Source organism: Sporofaciens sp. JLR.KK001, assembly GCF_036941055.1.
GTDB lineage: Bacteria > Bacillota > Clostridia > Lachnospirales > Lachnospiraceae > Sporofaciens.
The window spans coordinates 4,921,212-4,943,880 of sequence record NZ_JAYMNO010000001.1; the positions used below are offsets into that span (position 1 = coordinate 4,921,212).

A 22,669-nucleotide genomic window follows, 5' to 3' on the forward strand; every position below is an offset into this window, starting at 1 on the left:
ACCTCCTTCGTTCTTATTATCTATCTATTATTTTTATCGTTCCATAATGCACTACATTATTCCTTACCATTAAAGCAATAAGTACACACCTTGCACGGTTCTATTCCAATGGAAGCAAGCAGATCATCCAGTCTGTGATACCGAAGCGTCGTAAAATTCTGCTGCTGCCTGATATCCTCCAACATCTGCGCATACTTGCAGGAACATGGATTCGCATACTCATCCAGCACTTCCTGCGGACATTCCTCACCCTCGCGCTTCTTGATCATCTGCCTCGTAATCAGCTCCATCTCCGTCTTAGACCTGGAGAAATTCAGATATTTACATCCGTATAAAAGCGGCGGACATGCCGGACGCACGTGTACTTCCTTAGCGCCGCTGTTGTACAGGAATTCTGTCGTCTCACGAAGCTGAGTTCCCCTCACGATGGAGTCGTCGATCAGCAGAAGCTTCTTATTCTCGATCAAAGCCTGCACCGGAATCAGCTTCATACGCGCAATCAGGCTCCTCTGATTCTGATTGGTCGGCATAAATGACCTAGGCCATGTAGGCGTATACTTGATAAACGGCCTCGCATACGGGATTCCCGACTCATTGGCGTAACCGATCGCATGAGCAATACCCGAATCCGGCACACCTGCCACTACATCCGGTTGAACGCTGTTCCCGTCCCGTTTAGCCAGCATGCTTCCGCACTTATAACGCATCTCTTCTACGTTGACGCCTTCATAGGATGAAGTCGGATATCCATAGTAGACCCACAAGAAGGAGCAGATCTTCATCTCCTCGCGCGGCGCCTTGAGTGTCTCAACACCCTCCGGAGTGATGTAGGCAATCTCCGACGGTCCCAGCTCCTTATAATCCGTATAGCCCAGATTAATATAAGCATGGCTCTCAAATGATACACAATATGCATCTTCCTTGTGCCCTACCACAAGAGGCGTCCTTCCGTAACGGTCCCTTGCCGCATAGATGCCGTCCTTCGTCATGAGGAGCAGCGTCATCGAACCTTCTACAATATCCTGGACGTACTCGATCCCTTCTACGATCGAATCCTTCTCACAGATCAATGCCGCGATCAATTCCGTCACATTCACCTGTCCGTTCGTCATCTCCTGAAAATGAGAATGCGTATTATCATACAACTGCCTCAGCAACTCATCATAATTATTGACCTTCCCCACTGTCGTAATGGCAAAGCTTCCGAGCTTCGAGCAGATCAAAAGCGGCTGCGGCTCAAAATCAGAGATGCATCCGATTCCAAGATTCCCCTTCATCTCCCCGACATCCCGGTCGAACTTCGTCCGGAACGGAGAATTCTCAATGTTATGGATAGCGCGGTTGAAACCGTCCTCCCCATAGGTCGCCATTCCTCCTCGCCGCGTTCCAAGGTGCGAATGATAATCCACACCATAAAAAAGCTCTAAAACACAATCTCTTTTTGATGCAACGCCAAAAAATCCTCCCATATAGTATCTCCTTTTCTGTGCTTAATAAATAATCTGTCATATCATTTATCAATACAGATTATTCACATTCCTTGTATGTCCGTTAATATCATATCACATCCCCGGACAAATGACACCCCTAAAACTGACAAATCTTTACCCTGATTTCTTCCTGTCAAGCAGAACATTTCTCTAAATCATCTCCCGAAGCTTCCGGTTCACAAGCCCGGGATCTGCCTTACCTTTCATCGCCTTCATGGTCTGCCCCACCAGTGCGCCGAGCGCCTTTTCCTTACCGCTGTGATAATCTTTTGCAGCCTTTGGATTGTCTGCGATCACCTTCCTTATCACCTCTTCAAGCGCCCCTTCGTCATTGACCGTCTTAAGTCCATGCTCTTCTACATAGATCTCCGGGTCGATGTCCTGCGCAAATATTTTCTCAAATACTTCCTTCGCAACCGAACTGTTGATGGCTCGGCTTTCTGTCAGATTCACAAGCTTCGCCAGATTTTCCGGTGAAAATGATATTTCCTCTGGCTCCATCCCCCGGTCCTTCAACAGGCGCAGCGTCTCCACCATCAGCCAGTTGGACACCTTCTTAGGCTTCCCGCAGACAGCCGAAGCCGCTTCGAAGATATCCGCCATATGCTTAGAACTGGTGATGATCTTTGCATCATACTCCGGGATATCGAATTCTTTCTTGTATCTTTCCATCTTCTCCGTCTGAAGTTCCGGCTGCCTGGCGCGTATCTGTTCAATCCATTCTCCGCTGATCACGATCGGCACAAGATCCGGCTCAGGGAAATATCTGTAATCCTGTGCGTCTTCCTTGGAGCGCATGGCATAAGACGATTCCTTGTTGTCATCCCAGCGCCTTGTCTCCTGGACGACCGCCTTTCCTTCTTCTAATAATTCGATCTGACGCTCCCTCTCTCCCTCGATGGCCCTTGCAATGGCCTTGAAGGAGTTCAGGTTCTTCATCTCTGTCCTTGTACCGAATTCTTCCGCGCCCGCTTCCCGCACAGACAGGTTGACGTCCGCCCTCATGGAGCCTTCCTGCAGCTTACAGTCTGATGCACCCAGATATTGTATGATCATGCGCAGCTTTTCCAGATAGGCGATCACTTCATCCGCCGAGCGCATATCCGGCTCTGAGACGATCTCCACCAACGGAACTCCGCTTCTGTTATAATCCACCAGAGATGTATCGTCCCACTCATCATGGATCAATTTCCCCGCATCCTCTTCCATATGCATCTCATGAATGCGGACTTTCTTCTTCGTGCCTCCCGTTTCTATCTCTACATAACCATTTCTTGCAATTGGAAGATATAGCTGTGAGATCTGATAGTTCTGCGGATTGTCCGGATAGAAATAATTCTTGCGGTCGAATTTGCAGACTTTCGTAATCTCACAATTCGTTGCCAGGCCGATCGCCATGGCATACTCTACTACCTGTTTATTCAAGACCGGAAGAGCCCCCGGCATACCCGTACATACCGGACAGGTGTGGGTATTGGGCGCTTTGCCGAACTCCGTACTGCAGGAGCAGAAGATCTTCGTCCTGGTCGCAAGTTCCACGTGTACTTCCAACCCGATCACTGTCTCATACTGTTTTCCCATGATTATCTGCCTCCTTCCATCTCTTCCAGATGCTTAACAAACGCCGGTCTCTCGTAGGTCCTCGTCTGTTCCAGCGTATATGCCGCCCGGATGATCTTGTTCTCCTCAAAACAATCTCCAATGAGCTGCATTCCGATCGGAAGCCCTTTAGAATCTGTTCCTACCGGAATACTGATTCCCGGCAAGCCCGCCAGATTCACAGAGACCGTATAGATATCTCCCAGATACATTTTCATAGGATCGCTTAAGCTGTGCCCAAGTTCCAATGCTGTTGTCGGTGACGCCGGTGCGGCGATCACATCATATCTGGCAAATGCCTTGTCAAACGCCTGCTTGATCAATGCCTTGGTCCTAAGGGCTTTCAGATAATACGCGTCATAGTAGCCAGAGCTTAACACGAAGGAGCCCAATATGATCCGGCGCTTCACTTCTGCACCAAACCCTTCGGAACGTGTCTTCTTATACATATTATGAAGTCCCTCGTAGTCTTCTGTGCGGAACCCGTATTTCACCCCGTCAAACCGGGACAGGTTCGAGCTTGCCTCCGCAGACGCGATCACATAATAAGCCGGAATCGCATACTGGACCAGGCTTAAGTCGAACTCCTCCACGACAGCGCCCCTCTCCTCCAATACCCTGACTGCTGCCAGAATCTTCTCTTTGACCTCTGCATCCAGCCCTTCGGTAAAATAATCCTTCGGGATACCGATCCGCATCCCGGTCACATCATTTACCAGAGCGCTGGTAAAATCATATCTTTTCCGGTCAATAGATGTGCTGTCCTTGGGATCATGGGAAGCGATCACGGTAAGAACCGCCGCACAGTCTGTCACATCCTTCGCGATCGGTCCGATCTGATCCAGAGAAGAACCATAAGCGATCAGCCCATACCGCGACACCGTTCCGTAAGTCGGTTTTATACCTACCACGCCGCAGAAGGAACTTGGCTGACGGATGGAACCGCCCGTGTCAGAGCCCAGTGAATAAGGACATTCCTCTGCTGCCACTGCCGCGCAGGATCCGCCGGAGGATCCGCCCGGCACATGGTCAAGATTCCACGGATTTCTCGTCACTCCGTAATACGAAGTCTCTGTCGTGCTTCCCATTGCGAATTCGTCCATGTTCGTCTTGCCAATGATGACCGCTCCCGCTTTCTCAAGATTCCTGACCGCTTCCGCCGTATATGTTGGTTTGAAGTTCTCAAGGATCTTCGAACTGCAAGTGGTCAGCATCCCTTTCGTACACATGTTGTCCTTGACTGCCACCGGTACTCCCGCAAGCGGTCCGTCAAGGCTCCCGCTGTCGATCTGCTTCTGCACTTCATCAGCGCGCCTGAACGCGCCTTCTCTGTCAATGGTCACGAAGCTGTGCACATCCTTCTCGACCCTGTCAATCTGATCCAGAGAAGCCTTCACCGCATCAGCTACAGATAACTCTTTTGCTTTTATCTTTTTCCCCAGCTCTACCGCTGTCAAACTTGTAATATCCATCCCCTGCACCTCCTATCCGATCGTCTTCGGCACTTTGAAGCAATTGTCCTTCTGAAGCGGAGCGTTAGCAAGCGTATCCCCGCTTCCGTCTGTACTGCTTGCCGCATCCTCCCGGAATACATTGTGTACAGGGAACACATGCGGCATCGGCTCCACCCCGTCCGTGTCCAATTCATTTAACGTATCTATATAATCCAGCATTTTCTCCATATCTGCCCTGGCATTCTCTTTCTCTTCGCCGGATAACTCTAATTTTGCCAGAATTCCTACATACTCTATGATTTCATTTGAGATCTTATCAGCCATATCTATCCTCCTCGTCTTACGCATTCTCAATATCACTAAGGTTCCAACCGGCTCAAATCCCTTGGAAACAGCGTCGTCTCTCTTACATTATCCTCACCGACCAGCTTCATCGTCAATCGTTCCAAACCGATTCCAAGCCCTCCATGGGGCGGCATTCCATGCTTAAATGTACCGAGATAATCCTCCATGCCCTCTTCCGTCATTCCTCTTGCCGCGATCTTCTCTGCGAGCATCTGATAGTCATGGATTCTCTGCCCTCCCGTCGTGATCTCCATTCCCCGGAACAGAAGATCGAAACTCAATGTGTATCTTGCATCCGCCGGATCATCCATCGCATAGAACGGCCGTTTCTTAGACGGATAATGGGTCACAAATACGAAATCACTGCCCCATTCTTCCTTCGCATACTGACTGATCAGCTGCTCTTCCTCCGGTTCCAGGTCAAATGGATTCCTCATCTTATGCCCGTACTTCTCAGACACGGCTTCTTTGATCTCACTGAACTTCACTGCCGGGATCTTATCAGCCTTAGGCAGCGTGATACCAAGAATCTTAAGCTCACTCGCGTAATCCTTCGATAACATCTCCATGGCATATTGTAAATATCCGGTCTCCATCGCCATAATGTCTTCGAATCCTTCAATATATCCCATCTCAAAATCCAGGCTGGTATATTCATTCAGGTGACGTTTCGTGTTGTGCTTCTCCGCACGGAACACCGGCGCTGTCTCAAATACCCGGTCAAACACTCCCACCATCATCTGTTTATAGAACTGCGGGCTCTGTGCCAGCACTGCCGGACGGTGGAAATAATCAAGCTTGAAGATATTTGCTCCGCCCTCGGCTCCCTTAGCCCCAATCTTCGGCGTGTGGATCTCCGTAAAGCCCTGGCTGTAGAGGAAATCCCGGAACGCCCGGGTCAGCCCTTCCTGAATTCTGAATTTCGCCCGCTCCCTCACATTTCTCAGAGAAATGGAACGATAGTTAAGCTTTGCCTCCAACGATGTCTTTAACTTCCATTTGGAGATCGCAAGGGGCAGCCTTTCATCTGCCGGCTCGCTTAAGATCTTAAGCTTCTCCATACGGATCTCGATCCCGTTCGGCGCCTTCTCATTTGCCTCTAATATGCCTTCTATCTCTATAGCTGCCGCTTCTTTGATCTCTTTCAGCTTAAACTCTGCGATCCCTTCCTCATAGACGCATTGCAGCAGCCCTTCTCTCTTTCTCAAGATTACGAATGCGACTGTTCCCATGTTGCGGATCGTGTGGACTGCTCCGTTGACCTTCACCTTCTGCCTGGGCTTCGCTGCACTGAGCAGCTCGCTGATCTCTAATGTCTCTGTTGGTCTTACACCTGTCAAATAATCCATGATAATCCTCCTTCTCACTTCAAAAGTTCTCTGGTCGCCATGCACATCTCGGAATATAAAAAGTCCCGGAATACATGACTGTATTCCGGGACGGATATCTTACAATAATCCGCGGTACCACCCGCATTGAACCCCGCCGTACCGATACATCCGGTACTATAAGGATTCCCCTCTTACGCTTAACGCGCGCCCACGTACCGACCTACTTAACGACTTCGCCGTACACAGATCATCTGCCCGTGTGCCTGACTCACCGCTCTGTTCAACCGGTCTGCTCCAGAGTGTTCCCTATTGTCCTTATTCCTCAAGGGGCGCTCTCAGTCGGTGACGCCTCATTCCTGTCAAGTTCCAAAGGACAGAGTCTCTTTCATCGCTTTACTAGATTAAAATTTGCTTTATATATTAGCACATTCTTTTTAGAATTTCAAGGAAATTTTTCTTTCTTCGGATATTTTCTGTGATTTTTACAGAAATTTCTTCACATCTTCCATGAGTTTTTCTTCACATTTTACCAGTTTTTTTGCCATAGATATACTCGCGTGAGATGCCTCCCGGCACTTGTTCATACACTCGCTGACGGACTGGATTCCCATATTGCAGCCTGAATTACATTCTTTCAAAAGAGTGATTGTCTGTTCTTCCATAATTCCATGCCTTCTTTCTGCCTTTTCCCTTAGTCTGTAGAAAAACTGGCAGAAATATGCATATCGGGTCAGATTACACAGCAATTTCCAATATTTTCTCTCACTCCTGCTTCCCATACATCTCACGGCACAGCCGTTCCATCTCGTCATGCATGGCAGACACATCGCTCTCGTTCGTCATCGCCACCAGCACATCTCCAGTCTGAAGCCTTGTCCTCCCTCTTGGAATGATCTCGTCCGAGCCGCGCTGGATCGCCACCAGCAGACAGTTACTCGGCCATTCGATCTCACTGACCAGCGCTTCTTCAAGCTTGGAGCCCTGAAGCACCACGAAATTCGCCAGAACCTTCTGTCCCTGGTTCACGGCTGTCTGCCGCCCCTGCTGTTCCAGTATCCTTTCCAGAAGGCTTTCATAGATCGGCTTCGACCTGAGCAGAGTCGCTACCATGTATGCCACAACGGACACGATAGACAGCGTCAGCATTTGGCTCATGGAGCCTGTCATCTCGAAGATCAGTATGATCCCTGTCAGCGGCGCCCGCACGATCGCTGCGAAATACCCCGCCATTGCCAGCACGACAAAGTTATTGATATACATCATGTCCAATCCCATATACTGTACATACACCGTCGCAAACGCTCCGCCGATATAGCCTCCCAGCACCAGCAGCGGGAAGAAGATACCTCCCGGCGCTCCTGATCCGAAACAAACTGCCGAGAAGATAAACCTTCCCACAAAGATAAATAAAATCGTCTGGAGCAATACATCCTCCGTTGTCAGATAGTCAAGCAGCGCGTGCCCGCTTCCAAGTAATTCCGGCATGGTAAATCCCAGGATGCCCGCACACAAGAACGGAATCATAAGCTTCTGCGTCACACCCAGGCCCTTGGCACGGCGGTACAAGGACTGCACCTTTAATGTAAACCAGTTATAGAATGCCCCAAGTACTCCCAACACGATCCCCAATACCAGAATCATTCCGTAGTATTCCTGCGGCAGCGCCCGAATGATCTCAAACTGGAACACAGATTCCACTCCCATCACCGTAGACGCCATAAAATCTGCCGTCAGAGAAGCTGTCATAACCGATACCAATACGGATACCGAGAAATTCTTATGCACCTCTTCCAGCGAAAACATCACGCCTGCAAGCGGCGCATGGAACGCTGCCGCAAGCCCGGCGCTTGCACCGCAGGTCAGCAGGAATCTCTCCTCCGTCGTTCCTCTGTCAAGCCCTTTGGAGACGCCTTTCCCCACCATAGCTCCCAGTTGGATCGACGGGCCTTCCCGCCCAAGCGCCATTCCTCCGAGAAGGCACAGGAATCCGCCAAAGAATTTGGCCGGAAGCACCCGCCACCATCTCTGGTCAAGCTTCCCGGTCATCTCTCCTTCAAGCTGCGGAATTCCGCTTCCTGAGATCATTGGCTCATATTTCACCAGCCTCCCTGTAAGCCATGCCAATAAGATCAGCACCAGAAACCATCCGGCGATCCTAAGCGGATTATGCCCGCAGAATTCAAGGATCAGGTTCAGCCAGTGCCCGGCGCATTCAAGAATCATCCGATACAGAACGATCACAAGCCCCGCGATTCCTCCGACAACGATTCCTTCCCCGATCAGCAGCATTTGAAACCGTTCTGCCCTTTTGAGCATATTAGACGTATCTTTCTCCATCATTCTCCCTCCCCATATCATATTCTCTCATTTCCATTATATAGTAAGAGCAATAAATATGCCAGAGGTTATACCAGTCCTATATAATTGTTACACTCTGTATAAACTAATAATACCCTAATAAGCAAAAAACACCCTGGAAAGTTTTTATTCTTTCCAAGGCGCTTTTCCTGTACTATACCCGTATATTGATATTATTACCCTTTTCCGGATCCATGTCCTTATCTGCTTCATTCTCTTTTGCCGGATCTTCGGACTCTTTCTTCTTCATCTTACGTTTCTGCTCTTCCAGCTTCTTGATCTGCTCTTCCAGCTTCTTAATTCTTTTCTCCTTTTCTTCCGGCGGTATCTTATCATTATCTTTAATTTTTTTGATCTGCTTTTTCAAATCCTGGATTTTTTGATCTATAGACTGCACGTTCGTATTAGAATCATTTCTTTGAACATGATCTGCAAAACCAATCCCTGAAACTGACATAAACCATCCCTCCTGATTCTTAATTTGATATCATTATAACTTGCCGTTGAGGGATTTCAATAACTATGTATTGAATTGCCGTTTTATTGTAATGAAATGCGGTATGTAATTATTAGTATTTCTTCTGCCGGCCTAAGCCTCTGGAGAGGATGTACAGCCCTACCAGCATTTCGAAGATCGACAGACCTAACAGGACTCCTGATACAAAGTCTCTGATATTGCTCCCGCCGATATTAAAATGAATAGCCAGAAATGCCAGCCCGATAATGATCAGAATCATACCGTACAAAGATGTTCTTTGATTTTCAAGATTCTGGGTTCTTTTAAGCAGTTCAAGAATCTGGGTATCGTCATAAACACGGACGCTCTTATCTGTTTTTTCTTCTCCGTCAAGCAATTCAGCCACCGTTATCTCCAACTCTTTGCAAAGCAGTTCAATCACACTGTAATCCGGCATGCATTTCCCCGTCTCCCATTTTGAGATCGTCTTGTTTGTAACACCCAGACGCTCTGCGAGCGCCGCCTGTGTCATATTCTTTTCCTTACGTTTCTTTGCTAAAAAAGTTCCCATCATAATTTGATCCATTTAAAATCCTCCTTTTGTTTTGTAGCACGCCCTTATCGTATACCGTCTTTCGGCAAACTTCTATCCCCTCTAAGGAGAATTTGGGTGGAATTTGTAACAATTCAGATAATCTGCCCTTTTATATGCTAAAATCCATTTAAAATCGCTTCGCAATGGGATTTTTGTACTTCTGATTTATGTTCTCCCGGTCAGAAATCTGGATTGAATTGAATTCTCTCTTGACATTCCCCTCTCATAGTAGTATATTTATTGCAAGCAGATAAAGGGGAGTAGCCGAACACTACATGAACAGTGTATTTGAAAGCGTCACCCGATACCGAGAGGTATCCGTATCAAATGAGATGTGCAAGACTTTTATCGTGGCGGAGGTCATGGTAAGGGTCTTTTTTATATTCAGACATACATTGGCTGATCTGCCGGCAGAGAAAGTCTAATGTATTGACCATTTGGCAAATTCTAAAAGAAGGAGGATGAAAGATATGGGTTGTCTGGGAAATTTACTTTGGTTTATCTTCGGAGGCTTCATAAGCGGACTTAGCTGGACGCTTGCCGGATGTCTCTGGTGCATTACCGTCATCGGTATTCCTGTAGGAATGCAGTGCTTTAAGATGGCCGGGCTTAGCTTCTTTCCCTTTGGCAAAGAAGTCGTCTACGGCGGCGGAGCCGGTTCTTTACTGCTGAACATTATATGGCTGATCGTCTCCGGGTTCTGGCTCGCCGTGGAATCGGCATTGATCGGAGTTCTGCTGTGTATTACAATTATCGGTATTCCCTTCGGTCTGCAGCAATTCAAACTCGCCAAGCTGGCTCTGATGCCCTTTGGCACAACCGTGCGTTACTGATACTTAGTACATTTCGATGTACTATTACGCACATCACTCTATAACAGGAAAAGGAGAACAATTATGGAAAAACAACAATATGTATGCCCCAAATGCGGCAATATGCACTACGAAACCGATCAGTTTCAGGCAACCGGCGGGAATTTCGCCAAGGTATTTGATATACAGAACAAGAAATTCGCCACCGTCACCTGCACGCGCTGCGGTTACACGGAATTATACAAGCGTATGAACTCCGACGGCTGGGATATCATTGATTTTCTGATTGAGTAATCGTATAATACGGGCAATGCTTCTTCAGGCATTGCCTGTTCTCATTGGAGAAATCACACGCGATCTTCTCCGGCAGCTCCATCTCCACACCCAGCTTCTCTTTCACAAAATGCACCGCCTCTTTTACCGCCGTAAATGAATCCCTCTTACAGCATCTTGGCCCCCCAAGCTCTGCAAGCGCGCCCAGCGCCCGCGACGTCATCTGATTGGAGAGCTTCCAGGAATTCCCTGTGAGCGGCGTCGCCTTCGTGACAATACTCATGAATATACCTGTGCTGACCGCTGCCCCGCAGCATCCCCACAGACCGCAGGCGCCGCCCGGATACTCGCTTCCTCTTGCCTTCATCTCTTCAAGCGCCTCTTCAAATGCACTCTGCCCGCCGCAGTTCTCAAACCCGCCGCAGTTCTTATACGCCGTGAGCAGTACCGCTCCCACCATTACATGATGCTCCGGTCCATGCATGTATATGTAGGGATCTTCCATCAACAACTGCATAAGGACAAGCGGATTCTTCTCCCCGCTCGTCCTGCATCCTTCCATGATCGCCTGTATTCCCCGCTTCGCATGGCAGTCGTCGCACACATAATGGCCGTCCTCACAGCTTGCATGACTCTCAAACTCTCCATGGCACATCACGCACTCCATCTTCTCAGCCTTCTCATAATATACGATCGGTTTGCCGCACACCAAGCATGCGCCCTCATTTCTCATAATCTTCTAACCTCCTGGTATCATTTTCTTGTGAGTTCCCCGCCGCTTCACTTCAACATCTTTTCCTGTCATCATGCGGCCAGTACACCGAAACAGTAAGGTAATTAAATTGGGTTATACTAGAGAATTAATGCAATACTGTACTAGAGACGGACTCCATCCTTCACCACTGCCTTCACCTTCAATTCCTCATCAAGCAGCACGATATTCCCCTTCTTACCCGGTGCAATAGAACCATATTCCTCATATACTCCAAGACACTTTGCCGGATTCATCGTGGCGCAGGCAACCGCCGTCTCAAGTGGAATCCCCATCTTCTGAACTGCCGTCTTCATACAGTCCATCAGGTTCGTCGCCGATCCTGCCAGAGCGCCATTGGAAGCAAGGACCGCTCTGTTGCCGCTGACATCCACATCCAGGCCGCCAAGGGTATACCTTCCATCCGGCATCCCGGTAGCACGCATGCTGTCGCTGATCAGGACGATCCGGTCCGCACCAAGCATCTTGAAGGTCGCACGCACCACAGACGGGTGAATATGCACTCCGTCACAGATTAGCTCTGCGTTCACATGAGCGCTGTCTGACACTGCGCCAACCACCCCTGGATTCCTGTGGGTGAATGCCGGCATAGCGTTATACAGATGCACCGCATGGTCCGCCCCCGCAGCGAAAGCCTTCATAGCCGTATCATAATCTGCGTTGGTATGGGCAAGAGAGATATGAACCTGATCCTTCATCCTGCAGATGAATTCTTCCGCATCCTCACTGCGCTCCGGCGCCACGCCGACGAATCGGACCAGCCCATCGGACGCCTTAAGGAAGCGTCTGCAGATCTCCTCATTGCAGGAAATGATGTTCCGTGCGTCCTGCGCGCCCTTTTTCTCCTCGCTGATGAACGGCCCCTCCATGTTCACACCGATCAGATCCGCCCCCAAAGCTCCGGCTTTCTGAGCTTCTTTCTTATAATCTGCCGCAACTGACAGGATCTCCTCTAATTCATTTACCGGAAGCGTCATGGTTGCCGGCGCGATAGCCGTCACTCCGACAGACGCCTCATACTCTGCAATCCCTGCGATGGATTCCCTGGTACCGTCACAGAAATCATATCCCTTACATCCATGAAAATGCAGATCGATCAGCCCCGGGATAGCATAGCACCCTTCCCCATCAAGAACTTCTTCTGGATCATCCGGCGCTTCGCCCTCCGCGAATCTCCCGTCACGGATGACGACCTCCCCGCTGACAAATTCCTGGTTCTCTGTATAAACCTTTACATTCTTAATTACCATCTCTCATCCTCCTTTTCGCCTCACCTTCGTTCGGCGGCATCTCGTCGGAAGGCTTCTTCAGAAATGCTCCGCATTTGCCTTCCTCCTCCTTCAAGTGCACGCAGGGTATTGTCGTGCAGGATCTCCCTGGCGAACTTATCCTGTTCCACAAAGTAGGAATAGATAATATCGATCATCACCAGAACCGGGAACTGCGGGGAGATCACATTCCCATGGTTCAGATGACGGAGCGACGGAAGGAGCACGATCTCGTCGCAGAATTCTTCGAAGATCCCTTTGTTCTTCGCTGTCAGAAGCACCGTCTTCGCCCCTCTCCTGTGAGCTTTCCTGAGCAGGTACAATACCTCTTCCTTCTCTCCGCTGATACTGATCCCGAACACCAGGCTCTCCTTATCCTGGAACACCGCCTGCATCCGCATCAGATCCACGTCTTTGATCGAGTCGATATCCACGCCGATCCTCATAAAACGGAATTCCATCTCCTCCGCCGTAAGTCCGGAACTTCCCCTGCCGCACACGAAGACTCTTTTAGACTGGTTCAGATATCTTCCAATCCTGGCAACCTGCGCTTCATCCACCAGATTGTAGGTCTTGTTCAGAAGCTCCTGATATGCGTTCAGAACCATTCGCGTATTACCCGTCATAGATTCCTTTTTCTCGACAAAGGTCTCCTCATATTGGTATACGAATTCCCTGTACCCCCGATAGCCGCATTTCTTGGCAAACCGGGACAGAGACGCCTCCGACACATACAGAAGCTCCGAGATACATTTTGCGGAAAAATCCATTTTCTTTCGATTTCGTATGAAGAACTCGGCGATCGTCTTCTCCACCATCGTAAGATTATCATAATTCGATTCTATCATCGGCACTACAGATTTTACATAATATTCCATCTTAGATCACCTGTTATGTCTTCCAACAGCCTTAAAATGATAAAACGCACCCAACATCCCGGCATCATTCCTGTGCTTTGCAAATGCGATTCTCGTGACGGAGGCTACGCTTGGGATCAGATACCTCTTCACCGCCTTCTGTATCCGCTCCTTAAGATAATCCTCCTGCGCCATGATACCTCCTCCCAATACGACAACCTCAGGATTGATCACATAACAGATATTGGCTATCCCCTGTCCAAGTACATCTGTCATCTCATCGATCGCCCTGATACAGAGCTCGTCCCCCTTCTTCGCCTCCTCAAATATATGATATCCGTTCCACACCTCCGCCGTCTCGTTCTTCCACTCCGCCACCTTTCTCGAGAGAATGCTCGCCGCCCCCAAGGTCTGGAAATCACTTCCCGCTATATGCATATATCCGATCTCACAGGCACTATTGCTGAAACCGTGAAATACCTTCCCATCCGCTATGATACAGCCGCCAATACCCGTTCCGACCGTCAGCATGAGCGACGGATCGGCCCCTTTTGACGCTCCCGACACCGATTCCGCAAGCCCCGCACAGTTCACGTCATTCTCCACCTCACAGGGAATCTCAAACCTGCTCTCCATCACCTCTTTGAAACAGGTTCCCGCATAATTCGGAATCAGCGACGCCGCGTGAAAGATCTCCCCCTTCCCGGTATCTACCATACCCGCCGTAGAGATGCAGATGCCGTCGATCTTCGCTGTCTCTCGATAACGGTCTACAATGCCGACTGCCTTGGACAGGATAGACGTTCCTCCCTTGTACGCCTCGGTCCGCATCTCGCTCCGGCAGATAAACTCTCCGGCATCATTCAATATCCCGTACTTGATCGCTGTCCCGCCTATATCTATACCTACATATCTTTCCATATCTGTACCCCTTTATTATATGATACCAACAACAAAAAGTCACTACCTGTCTATATCTTTACTTTGAATATCGCTTTCTTGATGTTCTCTTGTTTATCCGCTGCAACCGCCGTCCTATGGGCGTCGGTTGGATAGCAGACCAGGAAATCCCCCGGCTTAAGGATCACGGAAGCATTCTTTTCCCCGTCCATCGACAGGAAATCGTCTTTCGCTGCATATTCCTTCACATCCATATTCTGGATGAAATTCAGATCGATCCGCTCTGTCCCCTCAAGCATCAGATGTACGTCCAGATATTCTCTGTGCGCCTCCCAGAAACGATCCTCCGGCTTGACCGTCTCATATTCCATGATATTTACGAAGATCCTTTTTGCATCGATCTCATGACAGCCCCTGTCATATGCGGACAGATTATTCTCCTTCGCATAATTGAAGCACTCGAATATTCCGTCTTCCATACATAAGTATTCTCTCAGATTCTGAATATTTCCGAATATCATCTTCTCCTCCTTCTCAATTCTTGTAGATCGTCGTATATGGAGCCGGTACGGACGTATCTCCCTTTACTTTCCTGTAGATCATGCTTGCCGGAAGCCCCACAGCCAGAGATACCGCAATAGATATCAGGGAGTAAGACCAGATCGACACCGCCTCCGCAGGAACAAAATATTTGATAGTGACCATGACAATGGATGCCGCAATAAATGCCAGCGCCGCCCCAAAGGTATTGGCCGATTTCGTAAATGCCCCAAGAATGAAGGTTCCGATCAGAATCCCAAGTACCAGGCCCATGAATCCGTTAAACCATTCATATGCCGACTTCACTCCGCCGTTGGCTAGTACCATAGACACAACAATGGAGAAGATACCGACGATCAGGGAAACATACTGCCCGATCTTTGTCTGTAGCTCGAAACTCAGCTCTTTCTTCGTGAGACGGGCCTGGATATCGAGCGTCCAGCTCGCCGCCACAGAATTAAGTCCGGTTGACAGGGTAGACTGTGACGCCGCGTAGATCGCCGCAAGCAACAGCCCCGTGACGCCGATCGGAAGCTCGAATGCGATATAAGACGCGAAGATCTGATCCTGCGCCGCTGCCGGCGGAAGTGTATTCTGCTTATAGAATACATACAAGCCCGTTCCGATCAGATAGAATACGGTTGCAATAAAGATAGACAGCGCTCCGTTCGTAAGCATCATCTTATTCAGCCTCTTCGTATCTGTCGTCGTCGTAAAACGCTGCACGATATCCTGGCTTGACACATAAGACCCCATCGTATTGAACCCTGCACCCACGATCATGATGAATACACTGTCCTTCAAGATATTGATGTTGAATACAGGCTGGTCCGCGGCAAGGAATTTGTGCTCTGATCCCAGTACATTAAATATAGTCCCGATCCCTCCGTCGATATGTGCCAGAAGGTACACCAGTGAGAAGGTAACTCCGATCAGCAGCACCGATCCCTGGATGAAGTCCGTCCAGAGTACGGATTTCAGACCGCCGGTATAAGAGTAGATGATTGCGATCACACCCATGATAATGATCAGCAGATTGACGCTGATGCCGGTAAGGCTTCCGAGCACCATACATGGAAGATACATGATGATCGACATACGCCCTACCTGGTAAATGATGAACATCACCGCTCCCAGCACACGGAGCCCTTTGCTTCCGAATCGAAGTTCCAGATAATGATATGCCGTATCAATACACAGCCTGCTGTAGATCGGAAGGAAGAACCGGATCGTCAGAGGGATCGCAAGCAGCATGCCAAGCTGGGCGAACCACATGATCCAGGTTCCGGCATAGGAATTACCTGCGAGAGACAGGAACGATATGGGGCTTAACAAGGTTGCAAATATGGATACGGAGGTTACCCACCACGGTACGGTTCCGTCACCTTTGAAATATTCTTTTCCCTTCATCTCTTTCTTCGCAAAATGCAGACCGGCAAACAATACCGCCGCCAGATATACTACCAAAATAACCAGATCAATTACTGTAAATCCCTGCATATCTTATCCCCCTATACTTTCTGTCCGTCTACTGTATCCCGTATCATCTGCGCCGCTTCCCTGACGACCGCCTTATCACTTTCAATCAGGTTCGTCAGCGGTTCCCTCACTCCTCCAAGTTCAAGCCCTTCGTTGATCTTAAGTACAGCCTTGATGACGCCGTACATATTTCCATGGGCAGAACACAGCTTATAGATGATCTCATTGACCTTGTACTGAAGCTTCCTTGCCTTCTCAAGCTCACCTGCCTTCACATATTCTTCCAGTGTCAGAAATAATTCCGGCATTGCGCCGTAGGTGCCTCCGATACCGCCTTCTGCTCCGATCGCCAGGCCGCTGATAAACTGTTCGTCCGGTCCGTTGAAGATAATGTAGTCCTCCCCGCCTTCCTGCTTGAACATCTGGATATCCTGCACCGGCATGGAGGAATTCTTCACACCGATCACCCTGGGATTCTTCCTCATCTCTGCAAATAAATTCATCGTCAGCGCCACGCCTGCAAGCTGGGGGATATTATAGATCACAAAATCTGTATTCGGCGCCGCGGAACTGATATCGTTCCAGTATTTTGCAATTGCATGCTCCGGCAGACGGAAGTAGATCGGCGGAATCGCGGCGATCGCATCCACACCAAGGCTCTCTGCATGTCTGGCCAGCTCCATACTGTCTCTGGTATTGTTGCATGCAACATGGGCGATCACCGTAAGCCTGCCCTCGGCCGCCTTCATTACATTTTCCAGAATGAGCTTCCGATCTTCCACACTCTGGTAAATGCATTCTCCAGAAGAACCATTGACATAGACGCCTCTGACCCCTTTGTCTGCGAAATATCTGGTCAGCGCCTGTACTCCCCCCGGACTGATCTCCCCCTTCTCGTCATAACACGCATAAAATGCAGGAATTACTCCTTTGTATTTATTCAGATCTCTCATAGTTTCCTCTCCTTTTCTCTCTGGATAGTTCTTTCCTTACTTCTCAAGGCTTCTGGCAAATGCCCTCGTGATCAACTGGGGCCTTGTGATTGCCGAACCTACTACCACGCAATATGCCCCAAGCTCAATGACACGCTTCGCCTTCTTTGGAGTATCGATATTCCCCTCCGCGATTACCTTATGCTTCACCCGGGCTATAATCTCCCTTATGATCCTGAAATCATCCTCCTCTGCCTTGTCTCCCTGACTCTGTCTGGTATATCCGACCAGCGTTGTTCCGATAAAATCGAATCCCAATTCATCCGCATGAACCGCCTCCTCTATGGTCGAGCAATCTGCCATCAGAAGCTGGTCCGGATATTTCTCCCTGATCTGGCTGACAAACGCATCCAGAGTCAGGCCATTCGGCCGCAGCCTGTCCGTCGCATCCAATGCAATGATCTCCGGCCTTACCTCCATCAATTCGTCGATCTCCTTCATCGTCGGTGTGATATAGACCTCACAATTCTCATAATCTCTCTTGACGATGCCGATCACAGGCAGGTCTACCTGCGACTGGATCTCCCGGATATCCTCTTTGGTGTTGGCGCGTATTCCTACGGCCCCTCCTTCTTTTGCCGCCAGCGCCATTCTTCCCATAATGAATGAAGAATGCAGCGGTTCGTCGGGCAGCGCCTGGCATGATACTACAAGCCTGCCCTCCAGATCTTCCACATTTTCCTGCATACTCTTACTCCTTTCTTCTCTTCTGCCGCTTTTCTTTGGTTCCTTATGCCTTGCATGTTCCTGTCTGCCACTCAGTATATCAGCAAGACTTTTATTTTCATATAGATTCAAACCGTTCCGAAAGTGCTTTCAATATTTTCAAAACAGAGCGTTCTCAGATTAAAATCCGGCATGATTTTTTAGTAATATTGCACAATATCAAGTTACTTCTTTCTATCTCTGAAAGTATTTGCACTTTGCAGGAAATCTATGCGGAATAAAAATGCACACAAAAACAGGGCGTGTCTGAAATTCATTCAAACACGCCCTGTTCTGTTCATATCTAATCAAAATATCTTAACCTTCTCCAGTTATACAGCAGAAACAGCACCGATCCAACGACAAGGATTCCTGCCAGAAGCTGCGAGACAGGGAATCCGTTCGGCAGCAGAAGCTGATCGGTCCTCAGCCTTTCGATCCAGAACCGTCCAAACCCGTATCCTGCCAAATACAGAAGAAAGATCTCTCCGTCAAATTGCTTATGTTTCCTGTAGATCAGCAGAAGGATCAAGATCAGAAGGCACCACAGCGATTCATAGAGAAACGTCGGATGCACCTGGATAAAAGACACGTCGTCCACCGTCTCCATATGCTTGCGCATCAGATCTGTAATGTCCGAACCCCTGACCGCGTCTACCGGAAGCCGCATGGCAAGAAGCCAGTCCGTATATTCTCCGAAGGCTTCCCTGTTAAAGAAATTCCCCCACCGGCCGATCATCTGCCCCGCCACAAGTCCCAGTCCTGCCGTATCCATAAGAAGCGGCGCAGAGAGATTCCTCCGCCTGGCAAACACTGTCACCGTAATGACCGCCGCGATCACTCCTCCGTATATCGCAAGCCCGCCCTGGCGGATATTGAAGACACTTAAGATATCTCTTTTATACATATCCCAGGAGAAGATCACATAGTAGATCCTTGCCCCGATGATCGAAAATATTACCGCATATATGGCAAGATCATAGTAGTCTTCCGGATTCTGCCCGGTACGCTTCGCCTCCATGGCCGCGATAAAGATCCCGGCCAGAATTCCGATCCCTATAACGATCCCGTAATATGCAATGTCAAAACCAAATATTGTGATGTGATCGCCTACCGACTTCAGATGAATCCCGATATGAGGGAAATCTATCATTCTGTGCATGATCCCATTCTCCCTCCCTATACATTAAAACGGAACAGCATGATGTCTCCGTCCTTCACTATGTAGTCTTTGCCTTCCAGCCTGATCAGCCCCTTCTCCTTCGCCGCAGTATGGCTCCCGCATTCCATCAGGTCATCGTAGGATACCACCTCCGCGCGGATGAAGCCCCGCTCGAAATCCGAATGGATCTTACCTGCCGCCTGAGGCGCCTTCGTACCTTCTGTAATGGTCCATGCACGTACCTCCGGCTCTCCCGCCGTCAGATAACTGATCAGCCCCAGCAGTCTGTAGCTTGCCTTGATCATCTTCTCGAGTCCGGATTCCGACAATCCCAGATCCTCAAGGAACATCTTCTTCTCATCTTCCTCAAGCTCCGCGATCTCCTGCTCGATCTGCGCGCACACTACGAACACCTCGCTCCGCTCCCCCTGCGCATATTCACGAACCGCCTGCACACCGCTGTTGGCTGCGCCGTCGTCCGCCAGATCGTCCTCCGCCACGTTCGCGGCATAGATCACCGGCTTATAGGTCAGCAGGTTATATCCTGTGAGCCATGCCTGCTCTTCTTCATCCTCAGCCCCTTCGAACGTCTTCGCAAGCCTGCCCTCTTCCAGATGCGCCTTGATCTTATTAAGAAGCGCAAGCTCCTTCGCCGCCGCCTTGTCATTTCTAGCCGACTTAGAAGTCTTGGCGATCCTTCTCTCCAGTATCTCCAGATCCGAGAAGATCAATTCAAGATTGATAGTTTCTATATCTCTAAGGGGATCGATACTCCCGTCCACGTGCACGATATTGCCGTCCTCAAAACACCGCACTACATGGACGATGGCATCCACTTCCCGGATATTCGCAAGAAACTGATTGCCAAGTCCTTCGCCCTTCGAAGCTCCCTTAACCAGTCCTGCGATATCTACGAATTCGATCGCCGCCGGTATGATCTTCTTCGTTTGATACATCCTGCCAAGCACGTCAAGCCTCTCATCTGGTACGGTTACGACTCCCACATTGGGATCGATCGTACAGAAAGGGTAATTCGCCGATTCTGCGCCGGCCTTCGTCAATGAATTAAATAATGTACTCTTACCGACATTGGGTAATCCTACTATGCCTAGTTTCATATTTATAAATTCCTCCCTAAAACCATTGATCTTACTGGATTTTACAAAATTACATCTTTTTACTGTACCAATTACTAAGCCACCGTATTATTCTAACTCATTTTCATCATACTTTCAATCATTTCCTTTTTCTTATCGTACAATAATCTATTTTTAAATTCACCTCAATCCATTTCGAGTTCATAAAGGGGGGTCTGTCGGATAATAGATAGTCATATCAGGTCTCTGGACAGGAAAGATCATCCTGTTACGATGGCAGCTAGTACACCGAAAAATAAGTTCCTAGTACATCATTGCATTAATCTTGAAGTAATAGTGCTTGATATTCGTGTCAGCTGTGCGTCTACGAACCGACGGTGCAGCGGGCTACATCTAGGTTCGAAGGCGTGCAGATGGCATGGATAGCAAGTGCTTATTACTCAAGAATTAATACAATGATGTACTAGCCATATAACGCAGAATGATTTTTTATATGCAAGGCGGAGGATTGAGGCGTAGTAGGCGCTACGCCGATTGACGGTGCTATGTGCCAGCGGCACATGTTCAGCACGGACCGTAACGGAGTGTAGACCAACGACGCAGATGGAAAATCAGGCAAGTTATATGGCTGGTTACTTATTATTCGGTGTACTAGATAGTATGAAGCAGAGATCAATGGACGTGGAAATTACTTCCACATCCTGCCGGGCAGCATAAATTTGGTAATTACCTTTGTATCACGAACTATGATGCAGGATGTGAAATGTCTGATTTTTCTGATATTTTTTTGGGGGGAATAATGAAAATCTAATACATCATGCAGGCTGTGGATTTCATAACGGGATCCAGTCAATTCAGGAGTTTCATTTCTATCTGGATGAGGCATCTCTACTTTAGAATCATAGCAAAAATCTACACCCCGCATGCATAATATTCAACCGGTTCTTTGCCGGTTTGTCCGCCGCATGATACATGAAATACAGCGTCTCCAACGTCTCTGCTATATATCCGATATACCGATCCGCCCGGTCCGCCCCTCCCGGAACACTAAGCTCCTCCACCCTGCTAAGGATCGGAAACAGCCACTCGCAATATTCTGCTAATACCTCTTTCCTTGCCAGAATGATATTGTAGTTATAAAGATACTTTTGTTCTAACACAGAGGGAAAGGCTTTGCTATATTCGGGCTGTAATTCCCAAACCGCCCTTCGCACCGCCTTCCAGTCCTCTTCCTTCAGGTATCTTCTGTGATGCTCTTCTATATCCGGTTCATATGGCATCGGGTAGGGCAGGACCACGTCCACGCCATTGTCCACAAGCCGCAGCACATCATCCTCTGTAAATTCCAGAATCCTTCTATAATGTGACAAACCGTAATATTCATTTCCTGTACTGCCGGATGGAGCGCTTCCCTGGCTGTCAGATGAGCCGCCTCCCAGACCGCCTGACGGACGCTCCTCCGCTCTGTCTGACGGATGAACCCCTATTCCGTCAGCCGGACAGCGCAGACGGTTTTTCCAGATCCAGTAGAGCGCCGTGAGTTCCGAATAATTCCCGTTCTTTGCAGAAATATTTTCTCCGTCGCAGTCCAGGATATTGGCGACACGCCTGGGGCTTAATACCGCGCCTACCTGAATCGGTGTGATCCATTCCGGCAGTCCATAGCGGGCAGACAACTGCTTGTCCTTATGAAACTTCGCCATAAATACATGCATATTGGCTCTGTGATACCCGACGGGAAGCGCGCGAAGCGGCATAAAATCCTTTTCCCCCGCACAATAACAGTGCATAAGCTCCGACCATCTCGAAGAGGTCAAACGCACATGGCAGAAGAAGCCGTGGCTCTCCAGGCTTGTCTCAATCTCAGGCATCATATTCTCCGGCGTTGCGATCAGGATCTCCAGATCCTCTTTTTCCTCTGTCGACAGAGCATTTGCAAATGTCTCTAACTCCAAGACCGGAACACCGGACAGATATTCTGCATTATCCCCTCTTTCCGTAACCAGAAAACAGCGGATGTTTCTGATCGGATAGAGATTATGTATTGCTTCGTAGGCGCCGAGGGCTGTGCCTTGAGCGCCAAATATGACTAAGTCCATATTTCTCCTCTTCCCTTTTCTCAATACTGTGTTTCATAAATTCCGGCAATCTCCATACATGTTGTTTACATAGCGCTATACTAA

At 48.9% G+C, this 22,669-nt stretch carries 23 protein-coding genes and 1 pseudogene; 4 read left to right on the forward strand and 20 right to left on the reverse strand.

Features of this window, described 5'->3' with window-relative positions; genetic code table 11:
• Positions 1-56: 56 nt before the first annotated feature.
• The 9 genes from VSQ62_RS25025 to VSQ62_RS25065 all read right to left on the reverse strand — a co-directional run bounded on the left by VSQ62_RS25025 (position 57) and on the right by VSQ62_RS25065 (position 9,620).
• Entirely contained in the window at positions 57-1,469 is a 1,413-nt protein-coding gene (locus VSQ62_RS25025) for an amidophosphoribosyltransferase (RefSeq protein ID WP_334637480.1), read from the reverse strand.
• A 171-nt stretch (positions 1,470-1,640) separates the two neighbouring features.
• The gene (gatB, locus tag VSQ62_RS25030) at positions 1,641-3,071 is read right to left on the reverse strand and encodes an Asp-tRNA(Asn)/Glu-tRNA(Gln) amidotransferase subunit GatB (RefSeq protein WP_334637481.1); all 1,431 of its coding nucleotides are present in this window, start codon (positions 3,069-3,071) and stop codon (positions 1,641-1,643) included.
• A gap of 2 nt (positions 3,072-3,073) precedes the next feature.
• Positions 3,074-4,561 (reverse strand): Asp-tRNA(Asn)/Glu-tRNA(Gln) amidotransferase subunit GatA, encoded by a 1,488-nt coding sequence (gene gatA, locus VSQ62_RS25035; RefSeq protein ID WP_334637482.1) that lies wholly within the window; start codon positions 4,559-4,561, stop codon positions 3,074-3,076.
• Positions 4,562-4,573: 12 nt separating this feature from the next.
• Positions 4,574-4,867, reverse strand: a complete 294-nt coding sequence (gene gatC / locus VSQ62_RS25040) for an Asp-tRNA(Asn)/Glu-tRNA(Gln) amidotransferase subunit GatC (protein ID WP_334637483.1) — start codon at positions 4,865-4,867, stop codon at positions 4,574-4,576.
• Positions 4,868-4,902: 35 nt separating this feature from the next.
• Positions 4,903-6,237, reverse strand: coding sequence for an aspartate--tRNA(Asn) ligase (aspS, locus tag VSQ62_RS25045; protein ID WP_334637484.1), 1,335 nt, complete (start codon positions 6,235-6,237; stop codon positions 4,903-4,905).
• A gap of 464 nt (positions 6,238-6,701) precedes the next feature.
• Positions 6,702-6,881: a hypothetical protein gene (locus VSQ62_RS25050; protein ID WP_334637487.1), complete on the reverse strand. Its 180-nt coding sequence runs from the start codon at positions 6,879-6,881 to the stop codon at positions 6,702-6,704.
• Positions 6,882-6,981: 100 nt separating this feature from the next.
• Positions 6,982-8,556: a ClC family H(+)/Cl(-) exchange transporter gene (locus tag VSQ62_RS25055; RefSeq protein WP_334637775.1), complete on the reverse strand. Its 1,575-nt coding sequence runs from the start codon at positions 8,554-8,556 to the stop codon at positions 6,982-6,984.
• A gap of 175 nt (positions 8,557-8,731) precedes the next feature.
• The gene (locus VSQ62_RS25060) at positions 8,732-9,034 is read right to left on the reverse strand and encodes a FlxA-like family protein (RefSeq protein ID WP_334637488.1); all 303 of its coding nucleotides are present in this window, start codon (positions 9,032-9,034) and stop codon (positions 8,732-8,734) included.
• 112 nt (positions 9,035-9,146) lie between these two features.
• The gene (locus tag VSQ62_RS25065; protein ID WP_334637489.1) at positions 9,147-9,620 is read right to left on the reverse strand and encodes a helix-turn-helix domain-containing protein; all 474 of its coding nucleotides are present in this window, start codon (positions 9,618-9,620) and stop codon (positions 9,147-9,149) included.
• A gap of 284 nt (positions 9,621-9,904) precedes the next feature.
• On the opposite strand from VSQ62_RS25065, the gene VSQ62_RS25070 reads away from it, so the two are divergent.
• From VSQ62_RS25070 to VSQ62_RS25080, 3 genes are all read left to right on the forward strand, one after another.
• Positions 9,905-10,054: a hypothetical protein gene (locus VSQ62_RS25070; RefSeq protein WP_334637490.1), complete on the forward strand. Its 150-nt coding sequence runs from the start codon at positions 9,905-9,907 to the stop codon at positions 10,052-10,054.
• 45 nt (positions 10,055-10,099) lie between these two features.
• On the forward strand, positions 10,100-10,462 hold the full coding sequence (locus tag VSQ62_RS25075; protein ID WP_334637493.1) for a YccF domain-containing protein: 363 nt from the start codon (positions 10,100-10,102) through the stop codon (positions 10,460-10,462).
• Positions 10,463-10,525: 63 nt separating this feature from the next.
• On the forward strand, positions 10,526-10,735 hold the full coding sequence (locus tag VSQ62_RS25080; RefSeq protein ID WP_334637494.1) for a zinc ribbon domain-containing protein: 210 nt from the start codon (positions 10,526-10,528) through the stop codon (positions 10,733-10,735).
• Positions 10,736-10,799: 64 nt separating this feature from the next.
• On the opposite strand, the pseudogene VSQ62_RS25085 reads toward VSQ62_RS25080, so the two are convergent.
• The 10 genes and pseudogenes from VSQ62_RS25085 to ychF all read right to left on the reverse strand — a co-directional run.
• Positions 10,800-11,447, reverse strand: a pseudogene (locus VSQ62_RS25085) (DUF5714 domain-containing protein); the annotation flags it as partial.
• 143 nt (positions 11,448-11,590) lie between these two features.
• A complete protein-coding gene (nagA, locus tag VSQ62_RS25090; RefSeq protein ID WP_334637497.1) occupies positions 11,591-12,736 on the reverse strand; it encodes an N-acetylglucosamine-6-phosphate deacetylase in 1,146 nt (381 codons plus the stop codon).
• Between the two features lie 20 nt (positions 12,737-12,756).
• The gene (locus tag VSQ62_RS25095) at positions 12,757-13,632 is read right to left on the reverse strand and encodes a MurR/RpiR family transcriptional regulator (protein ID WP_334637498.1); all 876 of its coding nucleotides are present in this window, start codon (positions 13,630-13,632) and stop codon (positions 12,757-12,759) included.
• Positions 13,633-13,638: 6 nt separating this feature from the next.
• Positions 13,639-14,532, reverse strand: a complete 894-nt coding sequence (locus VSQ62_RS25100; protein ID WP_334637500.1) for an ROK family protein — start codon at positions 14,530-14,532, stop codon at positions 13,639-13,641.
• 50 nt (positions 14,533-14,582) lie between these two features.
• A complete protein-coding gene (locus tag VSQ62_RS25105) occupies positions 14,583-15,032 on the reverse strand; it encodes a NanQ anomerase/TabA/YiaL family protein (RefSeq protein ID WP_334637501.1) in 450 nt (149 codons plus the stop codon).
• A 13-nt stretch (positions 15,033-15,045) separates the two neighbouring features.
• Entirely contained in the window at positions 15,046-16,551 is a 1,506-nt protein-coding gene (locus VSQ62_RS25110) for a sodium:solute symporter family protein (RefSeq protein WP_334637503.1), read from the reverse strand.
• Positions 16,552-16,562: 11 nt separating this feature from the next.
• Positions 16,563-17,483 carry a dihydrodipicolinate synthase family protein gene (locus tag VSQ62_RS25115; RefSeq protein ID WP_334637504.1) on the reverse strand — a complete coding sequence of 307 codons (921 nt, stop codon included), beginning with the start codon at positions 17,481-17,483 and terminating at the stop codon, positions 16,563-16,565.
• 36 nt (positions 17,484-17,519) lie between these two features.
• Complete coding sequence (locus VSQ62_RS25120) at positions 17,520-18,209, reverse strand: N-acetylmannosamine-6-phosphate 2-epimerase (RefSeq protein ID WP_334637506.1); 690 nt, start codon at positions 18,207-18,209, stop codon at positions 17,520-17,522.
• A 322-nt stretch (positions 18,210-18,531) separates the two neighbouring features.
• Complete coding sequence (gene lgt, locus VSQ62_RS25125) at positions 18,532-19,389, reverse strand: prolipoprotein diacylglyceryl transferase (RefSeq protein ID WP_334637508.1); 858 nt, start codon at positions 19,387-19,389, stop codon at positions 18,532-18,534.
• Positions 19,390-19,406: 17 nt separating this feature from the next.
• Positions 19,407-20,507 (reverse strand): redox-regulated ATPase YchF, encoded by a 1,101-nt coding sequence (gene ychF / locus VSQ62_RS25130; RefSeq protein WP_334637509.1) that lies wholly within the window; start codon positions 20,505-20,507, stop codon positions 19,407-19,409.
• A 715-nt stretch (positions 20,508-21,222) separates the two neighbouring features.
• On the opposite strand from ychF, the gene VSQ62_RS32725 reads away from it, so the two are divergent.
• Entirely contained in the window at positions 21,223-21,297 is a 75-nt protein-coding gene (locus VSQ62_RS32725) for a hypothetical protein (protein WP_502957833.1), read from the forward strand.
• A gap of 88 nt (positions 21,298-21,385) precedes the next feature.
• On the opposite strand, the gene VSQ62_RS25135 is transcribed toward VSQ62_RS32725, so the two are convergent.
• Positions 21,386-22,585, reverse strand: coding sequence for a DUF4422 domain-containing protein (locus VSQ62_RS25135; protein ID WP_334637511.1), 1,200 nt, complete (start codon positions 22,583-22,585; stop codon positions 21,386-21,388).
• Between the last annotated feature and the right edge of the window lie 84 nt (positions 22,586-22,669).